The organism is Glycomyces luteolus (genome assembly GCF_027622875.1).
Taxonomy (GTDB): domain Bacteria; phylum Actinomycetota; class Actinomycetes; order Mycobacteriales; family Micromonosporaceae; genus Glycomyces; species Glycomyces luteolus.
Window position 1 is genome coordinate 117,654 of record NZ_JAPZVP010000015.1, and the last position, 22,484, is coordinate 140,137.

Annotated in this window: 27 protein-coding genes, 1 tRNA gene and 1 pseudogene; 10 read left to right on the plus strand and 19 right to left on the minus strand. The window is 66.3% G+C overall.

Annotated features, from left to right (window positions below; all coding sequences use genetic code 11):
• Positions 1–37 precede the first annotated feature (37 nt).
• Both O1R50_RS18460 and O1R50_RS18465 read left to right on the plus strand, forming a co-directional pair.
• The gene (locus O1R50_RS18460; protein WP_270111632.1) at positions 38–475 is read left to right on the plus strand and encodes a hypothetical protein; all 438 of its coding nucleotides are present in this window, start codon (positions 38–40) and stop codon (positions 473–475) included.
• Positions 468–2,048, plus strand: a complete 1,581-nt coding sequence (locus O1R50_RS18465; RefSeq protein ID WP_270111633.1) for a multicopper oxidase family protein — start codon at positions 468–470, stop codon at positions 2,046–2,048. The genes O1R50_RS18460 and O1R50_RS18465 overlap by 8 nt, the downstream gene beginning before the upstream one ends.
• Here the strand turns inward: O1R50_RS18465 and O1R50_RS18470 are convergent.
• From O1R50_RS18470 to O1R50_RS18535, 14 genes are all read right to left on the minus strand, one after another.
• Positions 2,045–2,488 carry a VOC family protein gene (locus tag O1R50_RS18470; RefSeq protein WP_270111634.1) on the minus strand — a complete coding sequence of 148 codons (444 nt, stop codon included), beginning with the start codon at positions 2,486–2,488 and terminating at the stop codon, positions 2,045–2,047. The genes O1R50_RS18465 and O1R50_RS18470 overlap by 4 nt on opposite strands.
• A gap of 102 nt (positions 2,489–2,590) precedes the next feature.
• Positions 2,591–2,776, minus strand: coding sequence for a response regulator transcription factor (locus tag O1R50_RS18475; protein ID WP_270111635.1), 186 nt, complete (start codon positions 2,774–2,776; stop codon positions 2,591–2,593).
• Between the two features lie 293 nt (positions 2,777–3,069).
• Positions 3,070–3,624 (minus strand): hypothetical protein, encoded by a 555-nt coding sequence (locus O1R50_RS18480; RefSeq protein WP_270111637.1) that lies wholly within the window; start codon positions 3,622–3,624, stop codon positions 3,070–3,072.
• Positions 3,625–3,725: 101 nt separating this feature from the next.
• On the minus strand, positions 3,726–4,385 hold the full coding sequence (locus tag O1R50_RS18485) for a hypothetical protein (protein ID WP_270111638.1): 660 nt from the start codon (positions 4,383–4,385) through the stop codon (positions 3,726–3,728).
• A 4-nt stretch (positions 4,386–4,389) separates the two neighbouring features.
• Complete coding sequence (locus O1R50_RS18490; RefSeq protein ID WP_270111639.1) at positions 4,390–5,229, minus strand: hypothetical protein; 840 nt, start codon at positions 5,227–5,229, stop codon at positions 4,390–4,392.
• Positions 5,226–6,149: a hypothetical protein gene (locus O1R50_RS18495; RefSeq protein ID WP_270111640.1), complete on the minus strand. Its 924-nt coding sequence runs from the start codon at positions 6,147–6,149 to the stop codon at positions 5,226–5,228. Before O1R50_RS18495 ends, O1R50_RS18490 begins: the two co-directional genes overlap by 4 nt.
• A gap of 436 nt (positions 6,150–6,585) precedes the next feature.
• Positions 6,586–7,230 (minus strand): DUF4241 domain-containing protein, encoded by a 645-nt coding sequence (locus tag O1R50_RS18500; RefSeq protein ID WP_270111642.1) that lies wholly within the window; start codon positions 7,228–7,230, stop codon positions 6,586–6,588.
• A gap of 29 nt (positions 7,231–7,259) precedes the next feature.
• Positions 7,260–7,874, minus strand: coding sequence for a hypothetical protein (locus tag O1R50_RS18505; protein ID WP_270111643.1), 615 nt, complete (start codon positions 7,872–7,874; stop codon positions 7,260–7,262).
• A gap of 16 nt (positions 7,875–7,890) precedes the next feature.
• Positions 7,891–8,382, minus strand: coding sequence for a NucA/NucB deoxyribonuclease domain-containing protein (locus tag O1R50_RS18510; RefSeq protein ID WP_270111645.1), 492 nt, complete (start codon positions 8,380–8,382; stop codon positions 7,891–7,893).
• 11 nt (positions 8,383–8,393) lie between these two features.
• On the minus strand, positions 8,394–8,885 hold the full coding sequence (locus tag O1R50_RS18515; protein WP_270111647.1) for a WXG100-like domain-containing protein: 492 nt from the start codon (positions 8,883–8,885) through the stop codon (positions 8,394–8,396).
• Between the two features lie 2 nt (positions 8,886–8,887).
• Entirely contained in the window at positions 8,888–9,217 is a 330-nt protein-coding gene (locus tag O1R50_RS18520) for a hypothetical protein (protein ID WP_270111648.1), read from the minus strand.
• 1 nt (position 9,218) lies between these two features.
• The gene (locus O1R50_RS18525) at positions 9,219–9,629 is read right to left on the minus strand and encodes a hypothetical protein (protein ID WP_270111649.1); all 411 of its coding nucleotides are present in this window, start codon (positions 9,627–9,629) and stop codon (positions 9,219–9,221) included.
• Positions 9,630–9,862: 233 nt separating this feature from the next.
• The gene (locus O1R50_RS18530) at positions 9,863–10,054 is read right to left on the minus strand and encodes a hypothetical protein (protein WP_270111650.1); all 192 of its coding nucleotides are present in this window, start codon (positions 10,052–10,054) and stop codon (positions 9,863–9,865) included.
• 178 nt (positions 10,055–10,232) lie between these two features.
• Positions 10,233–11,540, minus strand: coding sequence for an MFS transporter (locus O1R50_RS18535; protein ID WP_270111651.1), 1,308 nt, complete (start codon positions 11,538–11,540; stop codon positions 10,233–10,235).
• Positions 11,541–11,659: 119 nt separating this feature from the next.
• Here O1R50_RS18535 and O1R50_RS18540 point away from each other — a divergent pair, with 119 nt between their 5' ends.
• Complete coding sequence (locus O1R50_RS18540; protein WP_270111652.1) at positions 11,660–12,280, plus strand: TetR-like C-terminal domain-containing protein; 621 nt, start codon at positions 11,660–11,662, stop codon at positions 12,278–12,280.
• A gap of 392 nt (positions 12,281–12,672) precedes the next feature.
• On the plus strand, positions 12,673–12,801 hold the full coding sequence (locus tag O1R50_RS26435; RefSeq protein WP_408612746.1) for a nucleotide-binding domain-containing protein: 129 nt from the start codon (positions 12,673–12,675) through the stop codon (positions 12,799–12,801).
• A 39-nt stretch (positions 12,802–12,840) separates the two neighbouring features.
• On the opposite strand, the gene O1R50_RS18545 is transcribed toward O1R50_RS26435, so the two are convergent.
• Both O1R50_RS18545 and O1R50_RS18550 read right to left on the minus strand, forming a co-directional pair.
• The gene (locus O1R50_RS18545; protein WP_270111653.1) at positions 12,841–13,320 is read right to left on the minus strand and encodes a hypothetical protein; all 480 of its coding nucleotides are present in this window, start codon (positions 13,318–13,320) and stop codon (positions 12,841–12,843) included.
• 22 nt (positions 13,321–13,342) lie between these two features.
• Positions 13,343–14,533, minus strand: coding sequence for a helix-turn-helix domain-containing protein (locus O1R50_RS18550; protein ID WP_270111654.1), 1,191 nt, complete (start codon positions 14,531–14,533; stop codon positions 13,343–13,345).
• A 199-nt stretch (positions 14,534–14,732) separates the two neighbouring features.
• Between O1R50_RS18550 and O1R50_RS18555 the strand changes: the two genes are divergently transcribed.
• The 3 genes from O1R50_RS18555 (at position 14,733) to O1R50_RS18565 (ending at position 16,558) form a co-directional block, all read left to right on the plus strand.
• The gene (locus O1R50_RS18555) at positions 14,733–15,329 is read left to right on the plus strand and encodes a hypothetical protein (protein ID WP_270111655.1); all 597 of its coding nucleotides are present in this window, start codon (positions 14,733–14,735) and stop codon (positions 15,327–15,329) included.
• A gap of 63 nt (positions 15,330–15,392) precedes the next feature.
• On the plus strand, positions 15,393–16,088 hold the full coding sequence (locus O1R50_RS18560) for a TauD/TfdA family dioxygenase (protein ID WP_270111656.1): 696 nt from the start codon (positions 15,393–15,395) through the stop codon (positions 16,086–16,088).
• Entirely contained in the window at positions 16,085–16,558 is a 474-nt protein-coding gene (locus tag O1R50_RS18565) for an NUDIX domain-containing protein (RefSeq protein ID WP_270111657.1), read from the plus strand. The genes O1R50_RS18560 and O1R50_RS18565 overlap by 4 nt, the downstream gene beginning before the upstream one ends.
• An 80-nt stretch (positions 16,559–16,638) precedes the next feature.
• Here the strand turns inward: O1R50_RS18565 and O1R50_RS18570 are convergent, their stop codons facing one another.
• Positions 16,639–17,169, minus strand: a complete 531-nt coding sequence (locus O1R50_RS18570) for an SMI1/KNR4 family protein (RefSeq protein WP_270111658.1) — start codon at positions 17,167–17,169, stop codon at positions 16,639–16,641.
• A 119-nt stretch (positions 17,170–17,288) separates the two neighbouring features.
• Positions 17,289–17,870 carry a hypothetical protein gene (locus O1R50_RS18575; protein WP_270111659.1) on the minus strand — a complete coding sequence of 194 codons (582 nt, stop codon included), beginning with the start codon at positions 17,868–17,870 and terminating at the stop codon, positions 17,289–17,291.
• Between the two features lie 536 nt (positions 17,871–18,406).
• Between O1R50_RS18575 and O1R50_RS26440 the strand changes: the two are divergent.
• Positions 18,407–19,402: pseudogene (locus O1R50_RS26440) on the plus strand (recombinase family protein); the annotation flags it as partial.
• Positions 19,403–20,021: 619 nt separating this feature from the next.
• On the opposite strand, the gene O1R50_RS18585 reads toward O1R50_RS26440, so the two are convergent.
• Positions 20,022–20,096, minus strand: a tRNA-Gln gene (locus tag O1R50_RS18585).
• A 291-nt stretch (positions 20,097–20,387) separates the two neighbouring features.
• Here O1R50_RS18585 and O1R50_RS18590 point away from each other — a divergent pair.
• Both O1R50_RS18590 and O1R50_RS18595 read left to right on the plus strand, forming a co-directional pair.
• Entirely contained in the window at positions 20,388–20,900 is a 513-nt protein-coding gene (locus tag O1R50_RS18590; protein ID WP_270111661.1) for a SigE family RNA polymerase sigma factor, read from the plus strand.
• Positions 20,901–20,919: 19 nt separating this feature from the next.
• A complete protein-coding gene (locus O1R50_RS18595) occupies positions 20,920–22,389 on the plus strand; it encodes a hypothetical protein (protein ID WP_270111662.1) in 1,470 nt (489 codons plus the stop codon).
• Positions 22,390–22,484 lie beyond the last annotated feature (95 nt).

Here is a 22,484-nt window from a genome sequence, read left to right on the forward strand (position 1 = left end):
TTTGCCGACTTAACCGTGTGGTCATACCGTCGTTGCCGTGGAACGACTATCGACACTCGACGAAGCGCCGCCCGGGACGCGCACGGCTGTCAGCGGCTGGGTGCTGCGCGCGGCGGCGACCCTCTTCCTGATCGGCGGATTCGCGCAGCCGACGTTCGCGGGCGTCTATCTCAGCGGCGACTTCGACGGCCTCGCCGCGCACGTGCTGGGTGCCGACCTGCTGTCGTCCATCAGCATCGCGCAGGTCGGCGCGGCCGTCGCGGTCTGGATCCGGGTGCGCCGGGCCTGGCCGTTCTGGGCCTCGCTGGCGCTGATGCTCGGCGGGGTGGCGCAGTACTTCGCCGGGATGGAGGGGGCGCTCTGGCTCCACCTGCCGCTCGGCGTGGCGCTCATCGCCGGGATCACCGTCACCTTTGCGGCGCTGTGGATGCGGCCGCTGCCCCGCCGTGTGAAGGAGGCCCGGACCGATGGCTGAACACGTGTCGCGGCGGCGGCTGCTGGGCATCGGCGCGGGACTCGGCGCCGTCGCGGCCGGCGGCCTGGCGCTCTCGGCCGCGTGGGCCCGCCGCCCCGCCCAGACCGGCGACCAGCTCGTCAGCGAAGTGCCACTGCCGCAGCCGTTCTCGGTGCCGCTGCCGATCCCGTCAGTGCTCGCGCCCGTCGCGTCCACCGCCGATGGCGACCGGTACGAGATGGTGCAGATGGAGACCGAGGCCGAGATCATCCCCGGCCGTTCGACTCGACTATGGACCTACAACGGCACGTTCCCCGGGCCCACCATCGAATCGCGGCGCGGACGCCATGTCACTGTCGCGCACCGCAACGAACTCCCGGTCCCCACCGTGGTCCACCTCCACGGCGGCCGCACCCCGGCCTCCTCCGACGGGTACCCGACCGATCTCGTGCTCCCCGAAGGCTGGACCGAGAGCGCCTCGCACGGGCACGGCGGGCACGGCATGACCGACGGCCTCGCGGTCGTCACGAACGTCCAGCGCGAGTACGGCTTCCCGCTCGACCAGCGCGCCACCATGCTCTGGTACCACGACCACCGCATGGACTTCACCGCCCCGGCGATCTGGCGCGGTCTCGCCGGGCTCCACTTCGTGCGCGACGACATCGAGGACGCGCTCGACCTGCCCCGCGGCGACCACGAGCTCCCGCTGATGATCGCCGACCGCGCCTTCGACGCCGACGGGCAGCTCGCGTACCCGTCGCTCGATCCGAGCCTGACCGGCGAGATCGGCGTCGAGGAGCCGTTCACCGCGGGCGTCCTCGGCGACGTGATCCTCGTGAACGGCGCGCCGTGGCCGCTGCACGAGGTCGACACCGGGCTCTACCGGCTGCGGATCCTCAACGCCTCCAACGCGAGGCACTACGAACTCGAGGCGGTCACCGAGGAGGGCCGGCGCCTGCCGCTCGTCCAGATCGGCGCCGACCAGGGACTGCTGTCAGCCCCGGTCCGCCACGAGCGGCTCCCGATCGCCCCGGCCGAACGCTACGACCTGCTGCTCGACTTCGGCGACGTGCCGGTCGGCACGAAGGTCCGCCTCGCCAACCGCCTCGGTTCCGGCCGCACCGCCGACGTCATGGCGTTCCACGTCGTGCGCGAAGGAACGAGCATGCCGATCCCGGAGTCGCTCGCCGACGACCTGCCGGAATGGGACCGCTCCGAGGCGGCCGTGGTGCGCGACATCGCGTTCCGCGCCGGGCGAATGAACGGCCGCCACGGCTGGCTCATCGACGGACTTCCCTTCGACCCCAACCGCACCGACGTCACCGCCCGACTCGGCGACATCGAAGTCTGGCGCCTCATCGCCGACGTGCACCACCCGGTCCACTTGCACCTCGTCGGATTCCGCGTCCTCGCCCGCGGCAACGGCGAGCCGCTCCCCCACGACGCAGGGCTCAAGGACACGATCGCCTTGCGCCCCGGCGAATCCGCGGAGATCATCACCCGCTTCGACGGCTACCGCGGCCGCTACCTCTTCCACTGCCACAACGCCGAGCACGAGGACATGGGGATGATGGCCAACCTCGAGATCGTCTAGGCGCGCTGGAGTTCCTCGCACAGCCCGATGATGACGCCCTCGGGGCCGCGCACGTAGCCGTACCGGTAGATGTCCTCGTACTGCGCGATCTCTCCCACGAGCTCGGCACCGTGGGCGCGCAGGCGGCCGAAGACCTCGTCGACCGAGTCGACGACGAACGTGAGGCGGGGGATGCCCGGGACGTTCACCGGAGCGCTCGGCGCCGGGACCGCTGTCAGCGGCCTCTGGAACGTCGACAGCTCGATCCGGCTGCGCCCGTCCGGGGTCCGCAGCATCGCGATGTCGGCTTTGGCGTCCTCCAGCGCGATGAGCTGGTCGACCCACGCGCCCTCCACGGTCGCCTCGCCCTCGAGTTCCAGGCCGAGCTCGACGAAGAACGCGATGGCAGCCTGCAGGTCTCCGACCACGTAACCGGCGTGATCCATGCGGATGACCGTCATGGCTGCCTCCTCAAGTCCTGGGCCGCGCCCCTCGCGGCCCTGTACCCAATGAACGGAACCGATCGGCGCATCTCGACATGATCGCACCAACAGTGGGACAGCTCATATCGTCTCCGACTGTTTTCGGGGGCTGATGAAACCGGACTCGTAGGCCATCATCACCGCCGCGGTCCGGCTGCCGGCGCCGAGCTTGGTGAGGACGCTGCGGACGTGCGTCTTCACCGTCTCCAGACTGAGGAAGAGCCGCGCGGCGATCGCGCGGTTGGACAGGCCTTCCGCGGATCGCACAGGAGGCGCTCACGAACGCGCTGCGGCACGCGCCCGGTTCACCGATCCACGTCCTGGTCGAGATCTCGCCATCGCGCCTCGACCTCGCCGTCCGCAATCCGCTTCCCGCGCTGCCCGGTTCCACGGGATACGGGCGCGGCCTCATCGGCATCACCGAACGGGCCCGCCTCCTCGACGGCACGGCTTCGGCCGGACCCGAGGGCAGCTCCCAATGGGCCCTGCGAGCATCGTTCCCGCTGCTGAGCGGGCGCTCCGCAGTGTGAGCGCGACCTGGCCGGGCGATGCCCGATCGATCATCGGACCCGTTTCAAGTGTCGCCGCCGCAGGAACCACCAGCCGGCGCCGGTGGCGGCGACCAGGAGGGCAGCGGCGACGCCGTACGGCCACAGCTCGGTTTCCGCCAGGTCGGCCTCGCCCGGCACCGGCGCGGCCGCCTCGACGCCGAAGGCGGGTGATTGCCCGTCGAGCATGCGGGAGCCGCCGCAGAATCCCGCGTTCAGCTTGCCGTCCTCCAGATACGCGAACACCAGGTACTCCTCGCCGACCGGCGGCAACCAACCGCAGGAGGCCTCTGAACCGGGGGTCAGGAGGCCCTGAACCTCCGCGACTTCTCCCTTGTAGACCTCGTCCACCTCGAATTCGAGCGTTGTCGGATCCGAGGATGAGCCGGGCGGGAACCCGCTCTCGTCACTCCGGGTCAACGTGCCGGTGAACACGGCGTCGGCGCCGTCGAATGCCTCGGCATCGGTCTGCTCGGCGCAGCTGCACGCGCAGGCCGAGCCGGGGTTGGCGAAGACGATGAAAGCGGAAAGCAAGATTGCCGCGCCAGCGGCGAGGAGACGGCGCATCGGTCACTCCAGCGTGTGAGAGGTGGGCACCGGTAAGACGCCGCCCGAAGACGGCCGGTTCCCATCAACTCCTCAAGGGGCTTCTCGCCACGGTCGTCCTCTCATCCGGTCGAGGGCTGCTCGAGTCGGTCGACGACCGCCGCCTGATAGGCCGGCAGCACCGACTCGACGATGAAGCCCCGGAGGTGCTCCATTTCGATATGGAGCCCGTCCGTGTAGTCGATGCGGAGGGCGAAGTCCAGGTTCCAATGGTCCTTGCGAAGCACGAAGTCCAGGGTCATGCTCTCCTCGTGGCAGACCACCTCGTCCCAATCGCCCACCGGGATGTCGATGCTCGTCGCATAGCGGGTCATCGGAAGCATGGCGCCGCTGAACGCCCGAGCATCGAAGTCGTCTTTGGCGAGTTCGACGGATTCCCACGGCGACAGGGAGAGCCAGACCTCGCCCGAGCAGCACTTGTACATCTCCCCGGTGACTTGATTGGTGACGGCCAGCGAGAAGCGGCCGCTGCAGGTCGTGGCCTCCGCATCCGCTCCCTCGCCCCAGCCCATCGCGATGAACTCGCCTGTCGGGGTCCTGATCTCGTACATGTCGAAGTAGTCGCGGAGCGGGGCGAAGTCATCGAACACCTCGCAGGCGTCCCACGACCGCATGATGTCTGCGACCTGAGCGGACGCCTGCCGCACATGGACCGCCGCTCCGCCGGGGACGAGCAGGATCGCGGTGATCAGTACGAGCTTCACCGACTGCACGAAGCGCATCCCGTCACCCCGCCGCGGTCTCGAAGACGGTGCGGCCGTAGTCGCTGAGATAGTCCTCCACGACCGGCCATTCGATGAGGGTCGACATCGATCCGCATGCGCCCGAACCGATCCCGTACTCGTCGAATGCGACGAAGATCCCCTCGCCCGTCACCGCGTAGTCGATGTAGGTGTACTCGTTGACGTGCTCGTCCCATTCCTCGTACGGGAGCCCGCCCCCGTAGTTGGAGTAGATGCCGTTGAGGAAGTTGTTCTCCAGCAGCATGTCCTCGCAGATGCCATCGTCCTTGAGCAGCTCCAGGATCACCAGCTGGGTGAAGATCGCCATCGGGCGGCGGTCTGCGATGAGCAGCTCCCAGATCTCGACTGGGCGCGCTTCGTTGATGTCCACAGTGGTGGAAAGCCAGTAGCTGTCGCCCATGCCGTGGTATAGGCCCTGCTGGACCAGCAGCGCCACACTGACGAAGCCCTCGTGCGACTCGACCACCGCCCGGGACTCATCGATGGCGTAAGCTCCGACCTCCTCGGTGGTACCCAGCGCCTCCGCCTCCTGCCTGGCGAAATCCTCGTAGCCGGCGAGGTCGTCGAGCACCAGCGATTGCAGCGCGATGTTGACCGGGTCGTCTTCGGGGAGCTCCTCGATTTTCGGGTAGTAGACGGCGAGGTCGAGGAATGGGGATTCGTCGGGGACCGGCACCGTGGTGACTCCGATCGAGGCAGCCGTGCCCGCGTCGTCCCCATCGGATCCGAGCCTGAGGATGACGGTGACGGCGGCCGCGGCGACGACCGCCGCGATGAGGATGCCGATGTACAGTCGCGCTCGCCGCGACGGAGTGGACCTCATTCTTCAACCTCTTCCACGCAGCCGGAAGGCGTCTCGAGCGCAGGGTCGTGCTCGAGCTCGAGCATCGCGGTACCGCCGTAGGCGCGGGTGATGTACGAGTCGAAGCACGTGGGCGGCTTCGCGATCCGGAACGGTTGACCGTCGTTGTCCACCACGATCGTGTGGTCCGTTCCCTCGAACCGGTAGGAGATCTCGAGCTTGAACGCGTAGGCGAGGACGTGCGCGGTCTCCGCCGTGTCGTCGATGGCCGCCAGCATCTCCACATAGACGTTGTCTCCCGCCTCGATCGGGATGATGCCTTCGTTGCCGTCGAAGAACCGCTTGCCCGTGTTCACTCCCGTGCCGTCCCCTTCCTCGCGGATGAACGGGCCCGGGTCGGCCGCGCCGAACAGCATCGTCATCGCCTTGTACTCGTCGCCTTGGCAGAGCACGAGGTCGATTCCTGCGCCGTTCACGGGCTCGGGTATCTGCTCGACTTCGACCGGACGGATATCGTGGATGGACGCCGAACCCTCCTCCACTCCCTCCGCGAGGCTGACGCCGAACTCGAAAAGGCCCTCATCGAGGGCGAACGCGCCCGCCCCCAACGCCTCTTCCATGAACCGGTCGGTCGACTGGGAGTAGACGAGTTCGGTGTTGAGGAACGGCTCGGCGGCTTCCATGTCCTCAGCCATGAAGCCCAGCCCGCCGCAGACGCTGGCATTGCTGACGAGGGAGACGACCAGTGCCCTGTCGGGGTCGACGGGATCGCCTCCCGAGTTGGCAGAGATGACGATCGCGACGGTCACGGCGACCGCGGCCGCCGTTCCGGCCGCGCCGAACGTCAGTTTCCGGTTCGAGAAACGCGGGGACCGATTGACGACGTTGACGGCTCCATTAGCCTTGGGAATGTAGTAGATGTCGCCGTTGGTGGTGCTCAATCGAGGCGGCGACTCGGTGCCGCCTTCGGGCAATTGATCAATTTCATCGCTTGCCTCGCCGGTCGGTGGGCGCCGGTGTTTGGGCACTCGGGGGGATGCCATATCAAGGCCTCCTAACAATGGGACGACCGTCGATCTGAAGTTGATCTTGTACGGGGGCAAGGCCATCGGTGGGCGACCTCGGGGTACGGGCCTTCATGATCGGAGTGTAGCGGAGTATTTTCATTCACTCCGTTTCCTCATTACTGGCATTTCATTGCAAACCCAGTGCAGTTTGACAACTGCGCGAAGAGAACTGTTCGAATAGAGGAACCGAAAGTCACTCGTTCGTGGGACCCGAAGGTGATCACGGTTCGCCCTCGGCGAGCGCTGCACACAAATGCGGGACGGCGAAGACTCGCCGTCCCGGATTTGCGGTGTGCGTCTTTTGCGGAGGCTATTCCTCGAAGAGCATGAAGTCGGTGACGAAACTCGTGATGTCGCCGTGCTCGTCACGTCCGATGAAGGTGGGGTAGACGCCGTCGCCCCAGCCGGAGCCGACCACCGTCAGGTTGCCGCCGGTCTCGGGGTCGACGACCGCCGAGACGTAGCGCGGGACGGGCCGCTCGGGCAGGGGGTCGGGGATGAACACCGACTCGTACCGGCTGAAGTTCCACCGCCAGAGCGCCTCGCAGGTCGCGTAGTCGGCGATGGTCGCGCGGCCGGATTCGACGTCGAACCCGAAGAAGTCGTCCTCGCTCTCGAGGTCCTCGAGCTTCTCGCCTTCGGCGCAGGCCATCTCCCAGTCGATGGTCGGGGTGTCGCGGACCCGCAGTTCCAGCGCGGCACAGCGGCGGTCGACCTCCTTGCCGCGCTTGGAGAAGACCGCCACCCACGCGTACATCGGGTAGGTGCCCGGAGGGATGGTCACCGCGAACGGCTCGTCGTCCTGGGTCGGATAGCCGTCGCTGGCGAGGAGACGACCGGTCGGCAGCACGGCCGGGGTCAGCTCGTGGCGCTCCATGACGACCTCGGTGCGCTTCTTCCAGTCCGGGCGGTACCCGTCGGTCAGGAGGATGTCGAGATCGGGTTCGTAGACCATGCTCGGATCCTAACCGTCGGACCGGCCGATCAGAAGCCCAGATCGACCTGCGCTCCGTCGGGGAGGTCCTTGGTCTGCTGGAAGACGTCCCCGCGGAACCGCATGAGCTCGACCTCGGGAATGGGGTTGAGGTGGTCGACCTCGAACTCCCCTCCGAGGAAGAACGGCACGACCGGGGCGAGCCGCGTCCCGAGCGGCAGGGGGCCGTTCTGCTCGATCCACGCATCGCCCAGTGGCGCCCCGGTGAGGTTGTCGGCGTCGGACAGGATCTTCTGCGCCCAGCCGAAGACGTCCTTGGCCATGAACTCCCGCTCGGTCGTCTCCGGGTCGAACGAGTAGAAACCGCTCCGGGCCAGGCCGAACTGGAAGCCGAACAGGTCCTCGGCGAAGAACAAGAGGTCGTCGCCGACGCCCTTGTACTCCTGACGCCACAGGTCCTTGGCGTTCCACCACAGGCAGTTGCCCTGGTATCCCGCGCCCCAGGGACGCACGTACAGGGCCGGGCCGAAGGCGTAGAAGCCGTTGCGCTTCGAGATGAGCGGGCGCAGCGGCTCCGGAACGTACTGGAGCTCCTCGGCGGGCAGGGGCGCGGCCAGGGCGCCCCCGCCTTGCGCCAGGAGGTCATTCAGCGCTTGCTGCGACATGGATGCTGCTCCTCATCTAGGGCGGGTCGCCGGGTCTGCGGTAGGTGTCCACCCAGATCCTAGACCCGTTGGGCAGGCCGCTCCATTGATGCCGCAGGGAGCTGCCGGCCCCGGTGTTGTCACTCGGATCGAGGTACTTGATGCTCGCGCCGTGCCCGCCTTCCTGCGTCGATGCGAACGGGTACTCGTCGCGGTCCTTGCCGCGCCTGATCGGCACCCGGAACAGCGAGAGGTTCCGGCGGCGGCGGTTCTTCGACTTGCTCGAATCCTTGGTCAGGATCCGCGGGTAGCCCTTCTTCTGCGCGCCGCGGATGTGCTTGGCGCTCTCGGGGTACTTCTTGGGATCGATGAGGATCCGCTTGTCGTACGAGCCGGCCGGCGGCGGCGTCTTGACGTCCTTCACCGGTTTGAGGTTGCGCCGCCGCTTCCGTGCGATCTTCAGGCGCTGCGCGACCGGCATCACCAGTCGGCTGACGGCCCCGGAGCCGGCTCTCGTAGTCCTTGCCATGGCTGCCCCCGCTACATCAGCAGCCGCATGACGGCCTCTTGGATGAGGTCGCCGACGATCTTGCGGCCGAGGGCGTACAGGGCGGGGAGCGCCGCGGAGGCGATGCCGAAGGTGGCGGCGGCCGCGGCGATGGCGGCGGCGATCTGCACGGCGAGGATGCCGAGCTGGATGAGCACGGCGATCTTCAACGCGAGCACGACTCCGGCGCAGACCATGAGGGCGCCACCGGTGAGGCACATGCCGACCGTGCCGTCCTGCAGGAGCTTCGCGGGGCTGTCCTCGCTGTCCCACCAGGTCTTGAAGGCCTCGATCGAGTCGCCGATGTTCTCGCTGAACATCGTCTCCGCGTGCTGGCCCGCACCGGAGAGGACGCCGTCGATCTCGCCCGGCAGCTCCATCCAGGCGGTGCCGACGTCGAACAATGTGTCCTCATTGGACATCGGCCAGTTGAAGCCGAGCATGTTCAGCAGCTCGCCAAGGGCCGAAGGCAGGTTGATGACCATCCTCAGACCCCCAGTTCGCCGCTGAGCTGCTCGAAGATGGCCCGGATGTTCTCGTCGGCGTCGCGGTGGCCTGTGGCCCATTCCTGCACGTCGGCCCCGGCCTCGGAGAACTCCTCGATCACCGAGTTGACCGACTCGTCGAAGATCTCGACGATCACATTGTGGATCTCACCGATGATGCCGCCGATCTCGTCGCCGCCCGCGCCTTCCGCCGCTTGGGGGGCGATCCGCTCCCGGAACGACTGCCACACGGAGGCCAGGTCCTCGGCGCTGACGCCCAGCCCCTGGGCGACGGTGTCGAGCAGGTCGGGGTCGATGGAAAGCCGGTCCACGTCAGCGCCCCTCCCGTTCGGCGGCCCGCTGGTGGGCCTGGAAGAGACCGTCGATGAAGGTGTTCATGCGCTGGGCGCTTTCCTGCTGGAGCTCGCCGAGCTGCTCGGTGACCTCCTGGAGGTCGACTGCCGCTGCGGCGCCTACGCTCTCGCGGAGCTTGGTGAGCGCTTCATTCGCGGCCTTTGCGATCTCGGCGGCGAGCACTTCGGAGCCGAGCCGCATCGCGCGGGGGTCGATGCGCAGTTCGATCGCACCGGGGAGCTTGGCGCCGACGGTGATCAGGCCGTCGGCGGCCTCGACCTCGATCGGGTCGGATTCCGCTGCGCCGCTTTGTATCTCCTCGACGCGTTTGGCAGCATCGAGGGTCTGCTGCAGGGCGTCGGTGAGACCGCTGAAATCCGGAGTCGTCATATCGTCCCCAATCACCGAGCTTCGAAGCCAGAATGTGCCTCATGTTAGCAGCGGCCGTCAACACCCGGGACCGCCGCGAAGTCCGCGCGCCGGCGCTGCCGCGCCCAACCCGACTGCCGCCCTTCAAGGGCGAGGAAGGCGCGTCCAGTGAACACAATCAGTCGAGTTTGGAATAACGTCGTATATTCCTGCGATCCTGCACGAATCGCCGAACACCAGGTCGGACTTGTCAGTTAAGCCTTCGGAGGCATGTTCTCCGGCAGCCGTGCCCGCAGTTTCGCGAGTGCGCGGAGTAGACCCTCGCGGTTCTTGCCGGACTTGATCCAGGCTGGGAGCCTGCTTGCGATGGCGCTGTTGAACGGACTGGTCTCGCGCACACAGGCGGCGACGTAGTCCTCCAGGAACCTCAGGTGCTGCTCGTTCACTACCCACAGGATGTCACCGCGAAAGCCGGTCTCGAGCCAGAGGCGCACCTTGCGGTGCTGGTTCTGGGCGGCCCAAGTCCGCCCCGGCGCCAGGGTCCTCAGCCCATCCGCATCACCTCTACCTCCTGAATGAGGCGAACGCGGATACGGGAAACGTGTCAAGAAGCTCGAGCCCCTCTCATCCGGCCTGCACCGATCCTCGCCCGCTGGCGCGCAGTCGGGGCGCAAGCACAAGGCCGAGTACGGCCAGGAGGCCGGTGACGAGGAACGTCGCCAGGAAGGCCTGCGGCACGGGGCCGGAGTGCGCGACTATGGCGCCGCCGAGACCGCTCACCACGGCTGTGGCGAGGGTCTGCGCGAGTTGCAGCGCGGCGTTGACCTCGCCTTGGCCCGCAGCCGGAGTCTGGCTGACGGTTTCGGTGGTGGCGGCATTGAAGGCGATGCCCATGCCCATCCCTCCGACGGCCCACCCCAGCACCGCGACGATGCCGGGTCCGGCGAGTACGCCGAACGCCATGATGGCGAGTCCGGCGGCGAGCACCCCGAACCCCACCACGGTGGCGCGTACTCTCCCGGTATCCCACCGGGCCTGGAGCACCGAGCCGGCGACCCACGCGAGCGCGCCCGCGGACAGCCCCAGGCCGGCTTCGAGTTCGCCGGTGCCTCGAAGCTCGGTGAGCCCGAGCGGGAGGAACGCCTCACTGCCGAAGTACACGGCGCACAGCAGGAACCGCACGATGACGCCGGACGCCACGCCGCGCCGTGCGGTAAGTGTCCCCGCAGGGGTGACGACTCGGACTGCGGCGACGGCGACGGCCGCACCCGTTGCGACGCATAGGAACGCGGCAGCCGGATGACGCAGCTGCAATCCGAGGAGCAGGAGCGCGGTGCCCGCTGCGAGCGCGGCGCTGGCCGCGGCGGGTCCCCGCCACCGGGGAGTCCGGGCCGCGTCGTCCGTCCGGCCGTCGAGCCGCCTCAGGCCGGGAAGGGTGAGCGCGCCGGCGAGGACGATGAGCGGGAGCATCAGCACGAACACCCACTGCCACCCTGCGGCCGAAGCGAGGGCGGCGGCAACGACGGGCCCGACGAGCGACGGCACGGTCCAGGCCGAGGACAGCAGTGCGAACATGCGGGCCCGCAGTCGTTCGGGGTAGGTGAGGCCGATGACGGTGTAGGCCATGGCCATCAAGGCGCCGGTACCGAGGCCCTGGGCGCAACGTCCGAGTAGGAACAGCGGCCACGACGTCGCGCTGCCCGCGATGCCGCAGCCGAGGGCGAACACGGCGAGCCCGGCGAGGAGCGGCCGGTGCGGGCCGCGGCGGTCGCAGGAGCGTCCTGCGAGCACGGTGCCGATGAGACTGGCGAGCATGAGCGCGGCGAGGCCCCAGCCGTACGACCCGAGTCCACCGATATCGCGGGCGACGCCGGGGAGCACCGTCGCGATGCCGAGCGACTCGAACGCCACGAGGCTCACGGTAAGGGTCACGCCAATGGTGCGGGACCGGTGCGCGGCAGAGAGCACTCCGCCGGTTGCTGCTGTGGAATGCATCATGAGAGCGATTATGTTCCGTTACGGAACGGAATGTAAGTGTTAGACTATGTGACATGGCGGACACACGGACCGGGCGGCCCCGCGACGAGCGCATCGACCAGGCCGTCATCGAAGCGACAGCGAAGCTGCTGAACGAGGTCGGCTACGCAAAGCTGACGTTCGAAGCCGTCGCCGCCCGGGCCTCCACAAGCAAGCCGGCGCTCCGCCGCAGGTGGCCGAGCCGCGCTCATCTGGTCGTGGACGCGCTCGCCGCTATCGTCGGGACCGCGCCCACTCCAGACACGGGCTGCACGCGATGCGACCTGGTGGAAGGCATTGGCACCCTCGGTGCCGCATATCCGGTGAAAATCGGCCGCACCGTCCTGCCCGCCCTGGTAGCCGACCTCGCCGGCGATCCCGAACTCGACCGCGTCTTCCTGGAGCGCTACTTCCACCCACGCCGGGCGACGACTGCCGAGGCCTTGCGGCGAGGGATCGAACGCGGCGACATCGTCCCCGACGCCGACATCGATCTGCTCCTGGATCTCTTCGGCGCGACCGTGTACTACCGAGTCCTCTTCGGACATCTGCCGGTGGACCACGACGTAGCCGAGCGGATCGTCGACACGGTACTCAACGGCGTTGCCACTCCCGCCTGGCGCCACACGCATCGGGAACCGTCCCGCGAGCGCTGATGCGAAGCGGCAGGGCGGCTCATAGGTTGGAAGTGGGCCCGCCGCGAGGATCAAGACGCGAAAAGCGTTGCTTGAGCAAGGGATACTTCAAAGACATTTGAGCGGTCATCAACCTGATGACCGCTCATAAACTCAAGATTTGTTGTGGCTGGCCCGTTGGAGACGTACGGGCACTTGTACCCCCAGGTACAGGCCTTGCACGCCCGCCTCACAGCACCCCTCGCCGCCGAGACCGACTCCGCCGCAACGGGAAGGCGGTGAGAATCGGCATGTGCGCGAAGCGGATCCCAGGTACGAACACGGGCGACTTCAACGAGATAACCAGCCGCCTGACCAGGAGAGACTTCGAAATCCTCGAAGCCCTCGAGAAGCACAAGATCATGACCGCCGGCATGATCTCAGAACGGACTCGCAAACGTATTGAATCCACATCTTGGTCTGGACGCCACTACGTCGAGGTCTATATTGTGAGAGATGGGTCAATTCTTGCAACCGATCATCATGATGTGGTTATTCAGTAGAGCCTTACATCCGAATTCTAAGGCACTTCTAAGATTGATTTACACACGGGCGGAACCATTGGGCCAGATGACTGTGACCGGTATTCCGCGGGACTGTGCTTGGGAAACTGCGTCCGCAGTGCCGCCTTTGGCTGCTGGTAGTTGGCCGTCCCAGACTGCGAAGAGGTGGTCGATCGAGGCGAGGATGTGCTCGTTGGCTGCCGCGTAGGCTTCTCGTCCGCCGGTTTCGAAGGGCATCGCGTTGACCTCGGCAGCTTGTGTGATCAGGCGATCGTAGGCGGGTCGATCTTCTGGATCGACCTTCTTGTCGCGGTAGTCCGCGGAGGAGACGACCACTGTCAGCTTGCCACCGGCGCCCAGGACTGCTTGGGCGAAGATTGAGTCTGCGCCTGCTGCGAGGCAGCTGAATCCGACAAGGTCGCCGTCTTGGAACTCTTCGAGCGCCTCTCTGATGGCGGCCCGCACGAGGTTAACGGTTTCCGGGGAGAGGTTCATGTGCCCGGTGATGCCGATCCGCATTTGGTGCTCCTTGTGGATGAGGTCAGGCTGCCAGAGCCGTGTCGATGTGGTCCCGGAGTTCTGCGACGCAGGATTCGTTCTGGTAGGTCGCGGCGAGAGTGCGCAGGTTCTCGAGCTTGGTTCGGACGTGGGAAGAACCGGTCTTCGTCGCGGTTTTGACCGCTCGGTTGCCTTGCAAGCAGGCTTCCTCGAGTTCGCCTTGGAGCATCCGTGCCTGCGCGAGCCCGAGCTGGTCTAGAGCGAGCGATCGGAGCTTCCTCGGATCGCGCACAGCGATTGCAGTTTCGATCGAGGCAGCGGCTTCGGCTGCGAGGCTTCGGTCTTCATGCGCCATCTCGAGGAGGCGCGCTCCAGTGGTGCCGGCGAACTCGGCATTGTCGAAGGAGCTTCCGCCATCGTCGTTTGCGTCAGCGAGCGTCTCGGCCGCTAGATCAGTGCTTCTGCGGAACTCGTTGATGTCACTGAGGCTGGATTTTGACCATGCGTGGCGGGTGTAGACCTTCGCCATCAACGCCGCGGGGACATGTCCGGAAGCTCGTTCGAGCGCGCGCCTCGTGAGTTCTTGGGCCTCACTTGGGTTGCCGAGGATGAGTTCCTGGCGACCCATGCCGACCAGCGCTTTCACCTCGCCGGAGCGATCGCGAGCCTCAACCGAAGCATGGAGCGCGAACTCGTAGCACCGGCGAGCTTTTCCGTCGTCGCCAGTGTCCCAAAACATCGTTGCGGCCGTCTGAGAGAAGCGGGCCATCACCTTGAAAGTTCGAGCACGACGGGATCGGTTCCGGTCGACTTCAGCCAGTTCCGCAAGCTGGTCAATCTGAACGAGGACGGCACGGAGTTGGAGGCCTCCTCCGGTGCGCTCGTTCCAGTCTCGGTAGTGAGTCGCCAGCGCTTCTAGCTGATCGAGTTCGGTTTCGCCGAGGGACTTGAGGCCGTTGTCTGGGAGGAACGGCGCTCCGGCGATGAGACCCGGCACCGCCGCAGCTCCGAGTGAGAGCAATGCCCTGCGCCGCATGCCTTCCTCCTCAGCCAGTCGTCGGCGTTCCTGGTTGACGACTTCGGTATACGCCACTATCACTTCGCTCGGGACAGGGCGTTGGTCAGTCTCGTAAAACCCTAGGGCCGCTTTACTCCAGGGCAAGCGGCGGGCCATGTCGCCCAAGCTGAGGTCAACGGCGGTTCGCGCCGCGCGCAGTTGTTGTCCTGGGGTCATCTGTAGACACCTTGTAGACGGTTTGGGTCTTCCTGTCGGCTTCGCTGTAGACGATGCTACAAGCATGGCTCCCGAGAGTCATCCACCGCTTACACATGGACCCTGGCTGCTCAGGCGGTGCGCAAGCCAGTGTTGTGCGGCCCGCCTTCGGGTTCCAAGCTTCGGGCGGGCCGCCTCACCAGATCCGTCAAAGGGAGAAATGGTGACGGCTCAGAGACTACGAGTCAAAGACGAGAAGGGCAACCGGACGAGGCCCGAAATCCTCGGCTCATGGCTGACAGGTCGGGGTAACAAGCTCACGGTCATGGCTCGGCGGGGCACCGGTTATGCATCCGTGTGGCTCGACCAGCAAGGGACGCCGATAAAGATCGGGTACGCGCTGCATGCAGGCGGTGTCGTCCGTGAAGTCCGGTGGGAAGAGCCGTGGCGGGAGCAGACCGACACCTGGAAATCGCAGCAGCGGACCCAGATTGTCGCGCTCGTTGCCGCCTGGCACGCAGACCGTCCGGAGCCACGCGAACCAGCGCCACTTCCGCCCAGTGTGGTCGGCACATTCGAGATCGACGGCTTCCGCTTCGCCGTCGAACCCGTCACGGCCGCTGAGCATGTGGTGCTCTGTCTCGTCAATGCGATGAACGAGCTGACTCCCATCGCCGACCTCCTCCATGAGAGCGGTCGAATCTGCGGGATGGTCGCTCGTCCCAGCTGGAAAGCCGCTCCCGAAGAACGGCGTCGCCAATGGCGAGCCGAAGTGGAGGCGATCCTCCTTCGCGCCGCCGAACGCGGCGCGCTCTGACCCTTCTCCCCCGCGGAGCCACCGGGTGGGCGGTGGCTCCGCACCCCCAGACTTCCTCTGGTTTTGGAGATCATTGTGCAGTCTGTCGCTGTCGACCTTGACGAGATAGTTCTGGACTTGAACGTTCGGGGATACGCCCTCATCCGCTCCGAGGCGAATCAGCATGCGCTCACGGAGGCGGCGGTCCGGTTCGGTGCGCACGTCGGTGCTGCATGGGTGGGAGTTCGTGTGCTGGAAGCGCATGGTTCCCAGGAATGGCTGCCTCGCCACACCGAACAGCTGGACGATCCTGAACCCTTGCGGTACTTCGCGCTCGGATGCCTGTCCGCGTCGACCAGTGGCGGTGCGACCTGCCTCTACGACGGCCGGATTGCTGCCCGTGCTCTGCTGAAGTCGCGACCGGAGATGGCTCAGGTCCGCATCGCGTACTCAACCGCTTGGCGGCCGACGTCCTCGACTCACCCCCTGATCGTTGAGACCCCCGAGCATGGGCTGACCCTGCGGTTTCGGTCAGCGCTTGAGACTAATGCGGTCTGCGAACCGCTTCCGGCGTCTTTGTCGGAGGCGTCGATGTACACCGAGGTGGAAGCTGCCCTGTCCGAAGCGATCGCGGTAGTGCATCGGTGGCGCCCCGGTGACCTGCTTGTCGTGGACAACCGGGCAATGATCCATGCCCGTGAGCCGTTCACCGGCTCGCGCCGGATGATCCGCTACCGCTACGACGACCCGCACTTCAGGACCGTCATAATCGCCCGATGAGACACATCCGCCTACCCGCCCCGATCCTCCGCCTGGTCGCGCCGGGGATGCGGCTGTGGTGGAAGATCCGGAAGCCGGCGACGTTCGGAGTGAAGGCGCTTCTGCTGCACCCGGACGGGTCAGGGCGGTTTCTAGTGGTCCGCCACTCCTACAGCGATCCAAGCCGTTGGGGCTTGCCCGGAGGCGGCTACAAACCTGCCGGGGAGTCACCCGAGCAGGCCATCTCCAGGGAGGTGGCCGAGGAACTTGCCCTCGTGCTCCCCGCAGAAGCCTTCACGGCCCTGGAAACGGTGGCGACAACCTTGGAAGGCAAACGAGACACCTTGACGATCTTGCGCGCAGTCGCTCCGGACGAGCAGGTTTCCCTCTCTCCTGAACTGGCTGAAGCACGATGGATCGACGATGTACGTCAACTGGGGTCGGCACCTGTCTCACGGTGGCTCATCGCTGCGGTGTCCCACCCAGGCTGATCACGCTGAAATCGGTGGCGGCACCGGTCGTCCCGGCGAAGAGCGCGAGGTGGGTGGAGTCCTTGAGAGCCGGATTGCGGTCAGACAGCTACCACATCGGGGTCATCGCCCGGCCAATTCCTGGGCATGCCCGGAATGGTGAAGTCTTTGCGGTAGAGCGCGGCAAGGAAATCTACGACGCCTATTGCATACTCCGACCAGTCGCCGTTTGCGCCCATAACCACGACCGACCAGTCGTCAGGGAACGCCGACCACGTTCGCCAGTAGAAGTAGTCCCCTGAGTACGACCACGCCCAGAGCAATAGTCCACCGGGCTCCGGATACGGAACATACCCTGCAGCGTCACCCTCCTCGCGCCAAACATCGAGGATCTCGGCCGCTTGTCGATGAACCGCAACGTAGGACAGCTCCTCCCCAGGACGGGGCAAGCCAAGGCAAAGAAAATCCTCGAATACCAGCTCCGGGTACGCCTCCGCCAAGGCACGGAAGTCGGAGGGAAGCTCCACCCCCAGTTCTTCGCGCAGCACCTCCCAACGCACCTCGCGCGGCGCGGGCGCGCGAAACTGCACCATTGCAGGAATCGCGGACTCCAGCCTCTTGATCGCGGACATGGCGTCTCCTTCGAAGTACTGTTGATGACCGCCGCTTGGAACAACTGTCCATTCCTCGTGTCGGCCGTCGTAGGGATGTTCTCACCCGTCACACGAGCCTCGACAACCGAGCCATGTTCTTAGCGTGTCGGAGGCATATTCTCTGGCAGTCGCGTCCGCAGCTTCGCCAGCGCGCGGAGGAGGTCGTCGCGGTTCTTGCCTGACTTGATCCAGGCGGGGAGCCTGCTTGCGATGGTGCTGTTGAACGGGCTGGTCTCCCGGACTCCGGCGGCGACGTAACTCTCCAAGAAGTTGAGATGCTCTTCGTTCACCGCCCACAGCTGCTCCCCGCGGAAGTCGACCTCCAGCCAGAGCTGAGTCCGCTTCTGGCGCTTCGGCTTTCCCCACGAGTCGGAGATCGTCGGCTCCTTGACCCAGCCGCAGCCTCGGCAGCGCAGGCGCAGCAAGCGAAGGTCTGAGCGGTAGGTGCCGACGTAGCGATTGCACTCGGGGCACATGACGACTTGCGGGGGCTCGGACTTGACTTCCTTCGGCTTGCGACGCAGTTCAGAGGTGTACGCGCACGATCCGCAGGTCACCCTTTCTTTGCGGCGAACCGCCATGCCGTCGCACCTCGGGCAGTGCACGAGCGCATGGTCATATCCGCCCATGTAGTCGACAGGCTGGTCTGACTCGACGAACCTCGCCAGCTTCCGTCTCATGCCCTGCCTCCCTCGTAGTCCGATGTTCCGGAGCCTAACGAGTCGTCTGGACATCTGTCGTCTTGGTTTTCGGCTGTCGAAAAGGCCGTTCTTGATCCTGCTTCGCCATTGGTGCAAAGGGTAGAATTAGGGAGCCCAGGCTGTACCGATCGATCGCGGCGAGGCATCGCGTTTGGTCGTCTTCTTGTTGGCTGCCACCGACACCTCTGCCGGCGCAGATCCCGGAGTCCAACCCGTTCGCGGGAGGCTTCGTCGTACTCCGGAGTCGGATAATTCGCATCGCTCGACGTTGCCGCGAAGCGGGTCTACCTTGGCGTTGACCTGCTGTTTTGCCTTGGTGGGGCGGTGAGCCTCGTGGGTGGCAGAGAGGTTCGCGTGCGGGTGACCGGGGCGCTTCGGGATGACGTTGATGTGCGGCTGATCGTGGAGAGTTTGATCGATGCCGCACTGGAGTTGGAGCGGAGCGCCGCGGTTGAGCCCGGCTCGGCGAATGCGGCAGGTCGAACCGAATCAACCAGTCGGAAGGCCGATCGATCATGAGTCAGGACGTCAGGGCGAAACGTGCCGTGCTCTATCTGCGGGTGTCCTCGCGGGGGCAGGTGGAGACGGATTACGCCCCGGAGGGGAACTCGATTCCAGCGCAGCGGAACGCGTGCCAGCGCCAGGCCGAGGAGCTTGGGATGGAGATCGTGGCCGAGTACGTCGAGCCGGGGAAGTCCGGTATGACGGTCGATGGGCGGCCGAAGTTCCTGGAGATGATGGCGCGCATCCGGAACGAGAAGGACGTCGGGGCGATCATCGTGTACGCGCGGTCGCGGATGCACCGGGACACTGCGGATGCGGCGATCACGCGGCGGGAGCTCAAGAAGCTTGGGGTTCAGCTCGTTTCGATCATGGACTACACCGAGGACACCTACATCGGCGATCTCGTGGCCACGATCCTCGATGGGGTCAACGAGTATCAGTCGCGGGCGTCGGGTGCAGACGTGGCTTACAAGATGGGTGCGAAGGCCGCCAATGGAGGAACGCCGTACCAGGCGCCCATCGGATACCGGAACGCTGGCGAGACCGTCGAGGGCCGCGAGGTTCGGACCGTGGTCGTTGACGAGGAGCGGGCTCCCTTCATCCGGATGATGTTCGAGCTGTATGCGAGCGGGATGTACTCGCTCAAGGAGCTGCAGCGGGCTGTGACTGACGCCGGGCTTCGGACTCGGCCTAGCAAGCGGTGCCCGGCCGGACGGGAGATCCCGATGTACACCATCGGCACGATCCTGCGGAATCGCTACTACCTCGGACGGGTCACCTTCAAGGGTGTCGAGCATCAGGGGCGACACAAGCCGCTGGTGAGTCAGAATCTGTTCGACCGGGTGCAGGAAGTCCTGCGGCAGAACAACGGCGGATTTCGGAAGCGGGTGTACGACCACCCATTGAAGGGCGTGATCTGGTGCGCACGTTGCCGGACGCGGTTCTACCTCGACACGGTGACGAACGGCCGCGGGGTCAAATACTCGTACTTCGTCTGCAGCGGCCGGGCAGACAAGACCTGTCGCAGCGAGCGAGTACCGGTCGCGGTAATGGAAGCAGAAGTGCGGGCGCACTACGGCAGGCTTCGGATACCGCCGTCCTTGGCGGCTGAGCTTCGGATGCAGCTGGAGCAGGCGGTAGTCGATCGCCAGCGCGTCGATGAAGAGCTGCGGACGCAGTTGTCGGGCGAGCGTGAGCGGCTGGAGCGTCAGCAGGATCAGCTTCTGGAGCTCGTCGGTGACCCTGACTGGCCGCAGGCTCGGCTGAACGAGAAGGTTCGGGACCTGCGGGATCAGCTCGCTCGGATCAGCGAGCGGCTTGAGCGGGTCGGGAGCACTGGGCTGGAGACCGCCAGGCGGGCGGTGAGCCTGGTGTTGGAGTTGTTGGAGGATCCTCGGCGGTTCCTCGAGGTGCTCCCGGAGGCGCACCATCGGGCAGTTCACACCGGGTTCTTCGGGCGGCTCTTCGTCGCGGTGGAAGACGGGGAGCGGGTTCCCCGGGTTATTGATAACCAAGTCACTGAGTTGCTGGAGCCGCTGGTTTCGGCGACGCGGAGTCGCGCAGGAGTTGACCAGGGCAAGACAAAAGGCCCGCTCAGCGGGCCTGTCTGTTTGGATAAGACCAAATTGGCTGGGGTACCTGGACTCGAACCAAGAACAACTGAACCAGAATCAGCCGTGTTGCCAATTACACCATACCCCACTGGTGTGTTAGCGCCTCGAAGCTCTCGGCGCCGACGGGATGTAACTGTACCGGATGCGCCTGCGCCCCTACAAACGGGTTCCTGTGATCGCGACAACGCGCCGCAGGGACGCAGGCCGGTCGGTATCAGGGCGAGGCGAGTGCCGGCCGCGCCGCGATTTAAGGGCGCAGATCACATCGACCGCTCGGGCAACCCCAGGGCCGGTTCCCGCGTATCAGGCGTGTCGGGCTGCGCCGAATCCACCTTGCCGCGGCCGGCCCGGCTCCGACCCGTCATCTGAAAGAGGCCCCGTGAAGTCCGAGGAGCAGCAAGAGGCCGAGTTCCGATCCTTCGCCATCGCCCAGCGCGAGAGCCTGCGCAGGTACGCGTATCTGCTGTGCGGGGACTGGTACGAGGCCGACGACATCGTGCAGAAGGCGCTGACGAAGATGTTCGCGGCCTGGCGGCGCGTCGAGCCGGGCGGCGCTTCGGCGTACGTCCGCAAGATCGTCACCAACGTGTTCATATCCCACCGGCGCCTCGCCTGGGTTCGCCGCGAGCGAGTCAGTTCCGAACTGCCCGTTCAGGAACTCGACCGTCCACAAGAGGATGTTGAGGTCCGGATGGAGCTGATCGCGGCGCTGAATCAATTGCCCGCCAGGCAACGCGCGACGCTCGTACTCCGGTACTGGGAGCAACTGTCCGTCGACGAGACCGCGACCGCCATGAGCTGTTCGACGGGAACCGTGAAGAGCCAGTCCGCCAAGGCTCTGCGAAAGCTGAGGGAGATCCTCAACGATTCCCATGTCCTGGCCCGGGTCTAGCGGAAGGAAGCGAATACCGATGAACCTGCAAGACGATCCCGAGGCGATGTTCCGCACCGCCCTGCCCGAAGCCCCGCCGCCCGCTGCGTTCGACCTCGACCGGATCGTGCGCGACGGCTACCGCGTGCGCCGCCGCCAGCGCGCCATGGTCGGCGGCGCCGCCGCGACCGGTGTCGCCGCGATCGCCGCGGTCCTCGCCCTGTCCGTGCTCGGGTTGCCCGGTGCCGACGAGGAGGCGAGCCCGCCCGCCGACTCGGTCGAGGACACCGCGATGGCCGGCTACCCCTATGCGCAGTCCGAGGTGTTCGGCACCGAGGAGGAGCGGGCCCTCCTCGAGGAGAACACGGAGGCGGCCTTCGGGCCGCTCATCGAGCAGGTCGGGGGCGTGGTCCAGGAGGACATCGAGCCGTTCTCGTTCCGGCCGCGCCAGTCGCCCGGCAACTACGGCCAGACCTGGCTGCGCAGCTATGAGACCAGCGTTTCCGTGGACGGGGGCGACGATGAGGAGGACACGCCGCTCCACGTCCGGGCGCTGCTGCCCGGCGGCTGGACCGCCGAGCCGGGGCCGGTCACCGAGCAGCTCTTCCCGCAGCATGTGATCAGCGCCAGCGGCAGTCCCTGGAACGAGGATGCGGATTGGACCGACGAGCTCGAGACCACCGATGTCGACGGCGGCCGCACACTCACCACCGTGAATCACGAGTGCGCGTATGAAGCCCTGCTCACCTATCCCGACGGCAGCGGTCTGCATGCCGTGTGGGACATGGGCTGCGGGGAGGGGGCGCAGGAGTTCGCGATCGCCTTCGAGGACTTCACCGAGGCCGTGGCGGCGATGCCCGAGGTGGCCTTCGACACGAGCGAGTTGCGTCCGGTCGAGGAGCTGGTGGAGGTCCCGACCGGCTGGCTCTACGACGCCGGATGGGAGGAGTCGGCTCAGGAGGCGGCGGAGGCCTCGGCCGATGCGGCGCGTGACATGTTCCAGGCCGAGATGCCCGGTTCCTCGCTCGGCGAGGGTACGGCCGAGTACCTGGGAAGCTCGAATCACGGTGCTGTCGTCGAGCGCCGCTACCACGCTTCAGGGGTCATGGAGTTCGCCGACAGCGGCGGCGAGGCCCCTTTCAATCTGAACTACACGCTGCCGGGCGGCTGGGTGCCGGGCATCTCCGACTCGGCCGACTTCGGCCCGGAGCTGCACCGCTGCTTGGACAGTGCCGTCTGCGAGTCGGAGACGGAGTACGACGGGACCGTCTGGACCTTCGAAGAGCTCATCGAGCCTCAGGAGGTCCCCGAGGGCGCGTCGGACCCTGACGAGTACACCAACCACCAACTCGAGGTCACCCGGTTCGACCCCGACGGTTGGGCCGCCGCGATCTCGGTGCAGTGGACGGGCAGCGCCCCGTTCGAGCGGGAGGACATCACCGACATCCTGGGCGCGCTGCCCGCGCCGGAGTACGACGCCTCGGCGACGCCGGAGATCCCGGAGAACTAGCGCCGCAAGGCGATAGCGGCAACGAGGCGGGGGGGGGCCGGGGGGGGGGGGGGGCGCGGCCCCCCCCCCCCCCCGGGGGGGGGGGGGCGCCAGGC

What these genes read in the sequence shown, in the direction of transcription:
- O1R50_RS18575 (WP_270111659.1), bottom strand. Translation starts at nt 17,870, where the DNA reads ATGAGACGGAAGCTGGCGAGGTTCGTCGAGTCAGACCAGCCTGTCGAC.
- O1R50_RS18555 (WP_270111655.1), top strand. Translation starts at nt 14,733, where the DNA reads ATGGTGACGGCTCAGAGACTACGAGTCAAAGACGAGAAGGGCAACCGG.
- O1R50_RS18525 (WP_270111649.1), bottom strand. Translation starts at nt 9,629, where the DNA reads ATGACGACTCCGGATTTCAGCGGTCTCACCGACGCCCTGCAGCAGACC.
- O1R50_RS18595 (WP_270111662.1), top strand. Translation starts at nt 20,920, where the DNA reads ATGAACCTGCAAGACGATCCCGAGGCGATGTTCCGCACCGCCCTGCCC.
- O1R50_RS18505 (WP_270111643.1), bottom strand. Translation starts at nt 7,874, where the DNA reads ATGTCGCAGCAAGCGCTGAATGACCTCCTGGCGCAAGGCGGGGGCGCC.
- O1R50_RS18515 (WP_270111647.1), bottom strand. Translation starts at nt 8,885, where the DNA reads ATGGTCATCAACCTGCCTTCGGCCCTTGGCGAGCTGCTGAACATGCTC.
- O1R50_RS18550 (WP_270111654.1), bottom strand. Translation starts at nt 14,533, where the DNA reads ATGACCCCAGGACAACAACTGCGCGCGGCGCGAACCGCCGTTGACCTC.
- O1R50_RS18490 (WP_270111639.1), bottom strand. Translation starts at nt 5,229, where the DNA reads ATGAGGTCCACTCCGTCGCGGCGAGCGCGACTGTACATCGGCATCCTC.
- O1R50_RS18500 (WP_270111642.1), bottom strand. Translation starts at nt 7,230, where the DNA reads ATGGTCTACGAACCCGATCTCGACATCCTCCTGACCGACGGGTACCGC.
- O1R50_RS18480 (WP_270111637.1), bottom strand. Translation starts at nt 3,624, where the DNA reads ATGCGCCGTCTCCTCGCCGCTGGCGCGGCAATCTTGCTTTCCGCTTTC.
- O1R50_RS18485 (WP_270111638.1), bottom strand. Translation starts at nt 4,385, where the DNA reads ATGCGCTTCGTGCAGTCGGTGAAGCTCGTACTGATCACCGCGATCCTG.
- O1R50_RS26435 (WP_408612746.1), top strand. Translation starts at nt 12,673, where the DNA reads ATGATCTCAGAACGGACTCGCAAACGTATTGAATCCACATCTTGGTCT.
- O1R50_RS18540 (WP_270111652.1), top strand. Translation starts at nt 11,660, where the DNA reads ATGGCGGACACACGGACCGGGCGGCCCCGCGACGAGCGCATCGACCAG.
- O1R50_RS18470 (WP_270111634.1), bottom strand. Translation starts at nt 2,488, where the DNA reads ATGACGGTCATCCGCATGGATCACGCCGGTTACGTGGTCGGAGACCTG.
- O1R50_RS18570 (WP_270111658.1), bottom strand. Translation starts at nt 17,169, where the DNA reads ATGTCCGCGATCAAGAGGCTGGAGTCCGCGATTCCTGCAATGGTGCAG.
- O1R50_RS18465 (WP_270111633.1), top strand. Translation starts at nt 468, where the DNA reads ATGGCTGAACACGTGTCGCGGCGGCGGCTGCTGGGCATCGGCGCGGGA.
- O1R50_RS18565 (WP_270111657.1), top strand. Translation starts at nt 16,085, where the DNA reads ATGAGACACATCCGCCTACCCGCCCCGATCCTCCGCCTGGTCGCGCCG.
- O1R50_RS18510 (WP_270111645.1), bottom strand. Translation starts at nt 8,382, where the DNA reads ATGGCAAGGACTACGAGAGCCGGCTCCGGGGCCGTCAGCCGACTGGTG.
- O1R50_RS18545 (WP_270111653.1), bottom strand. Translation starts at nt 13,320, where the DNA reads ATGCGGATCGGCATCACCGGGCACATGAACCTCTCCCCGGAAACCGTT.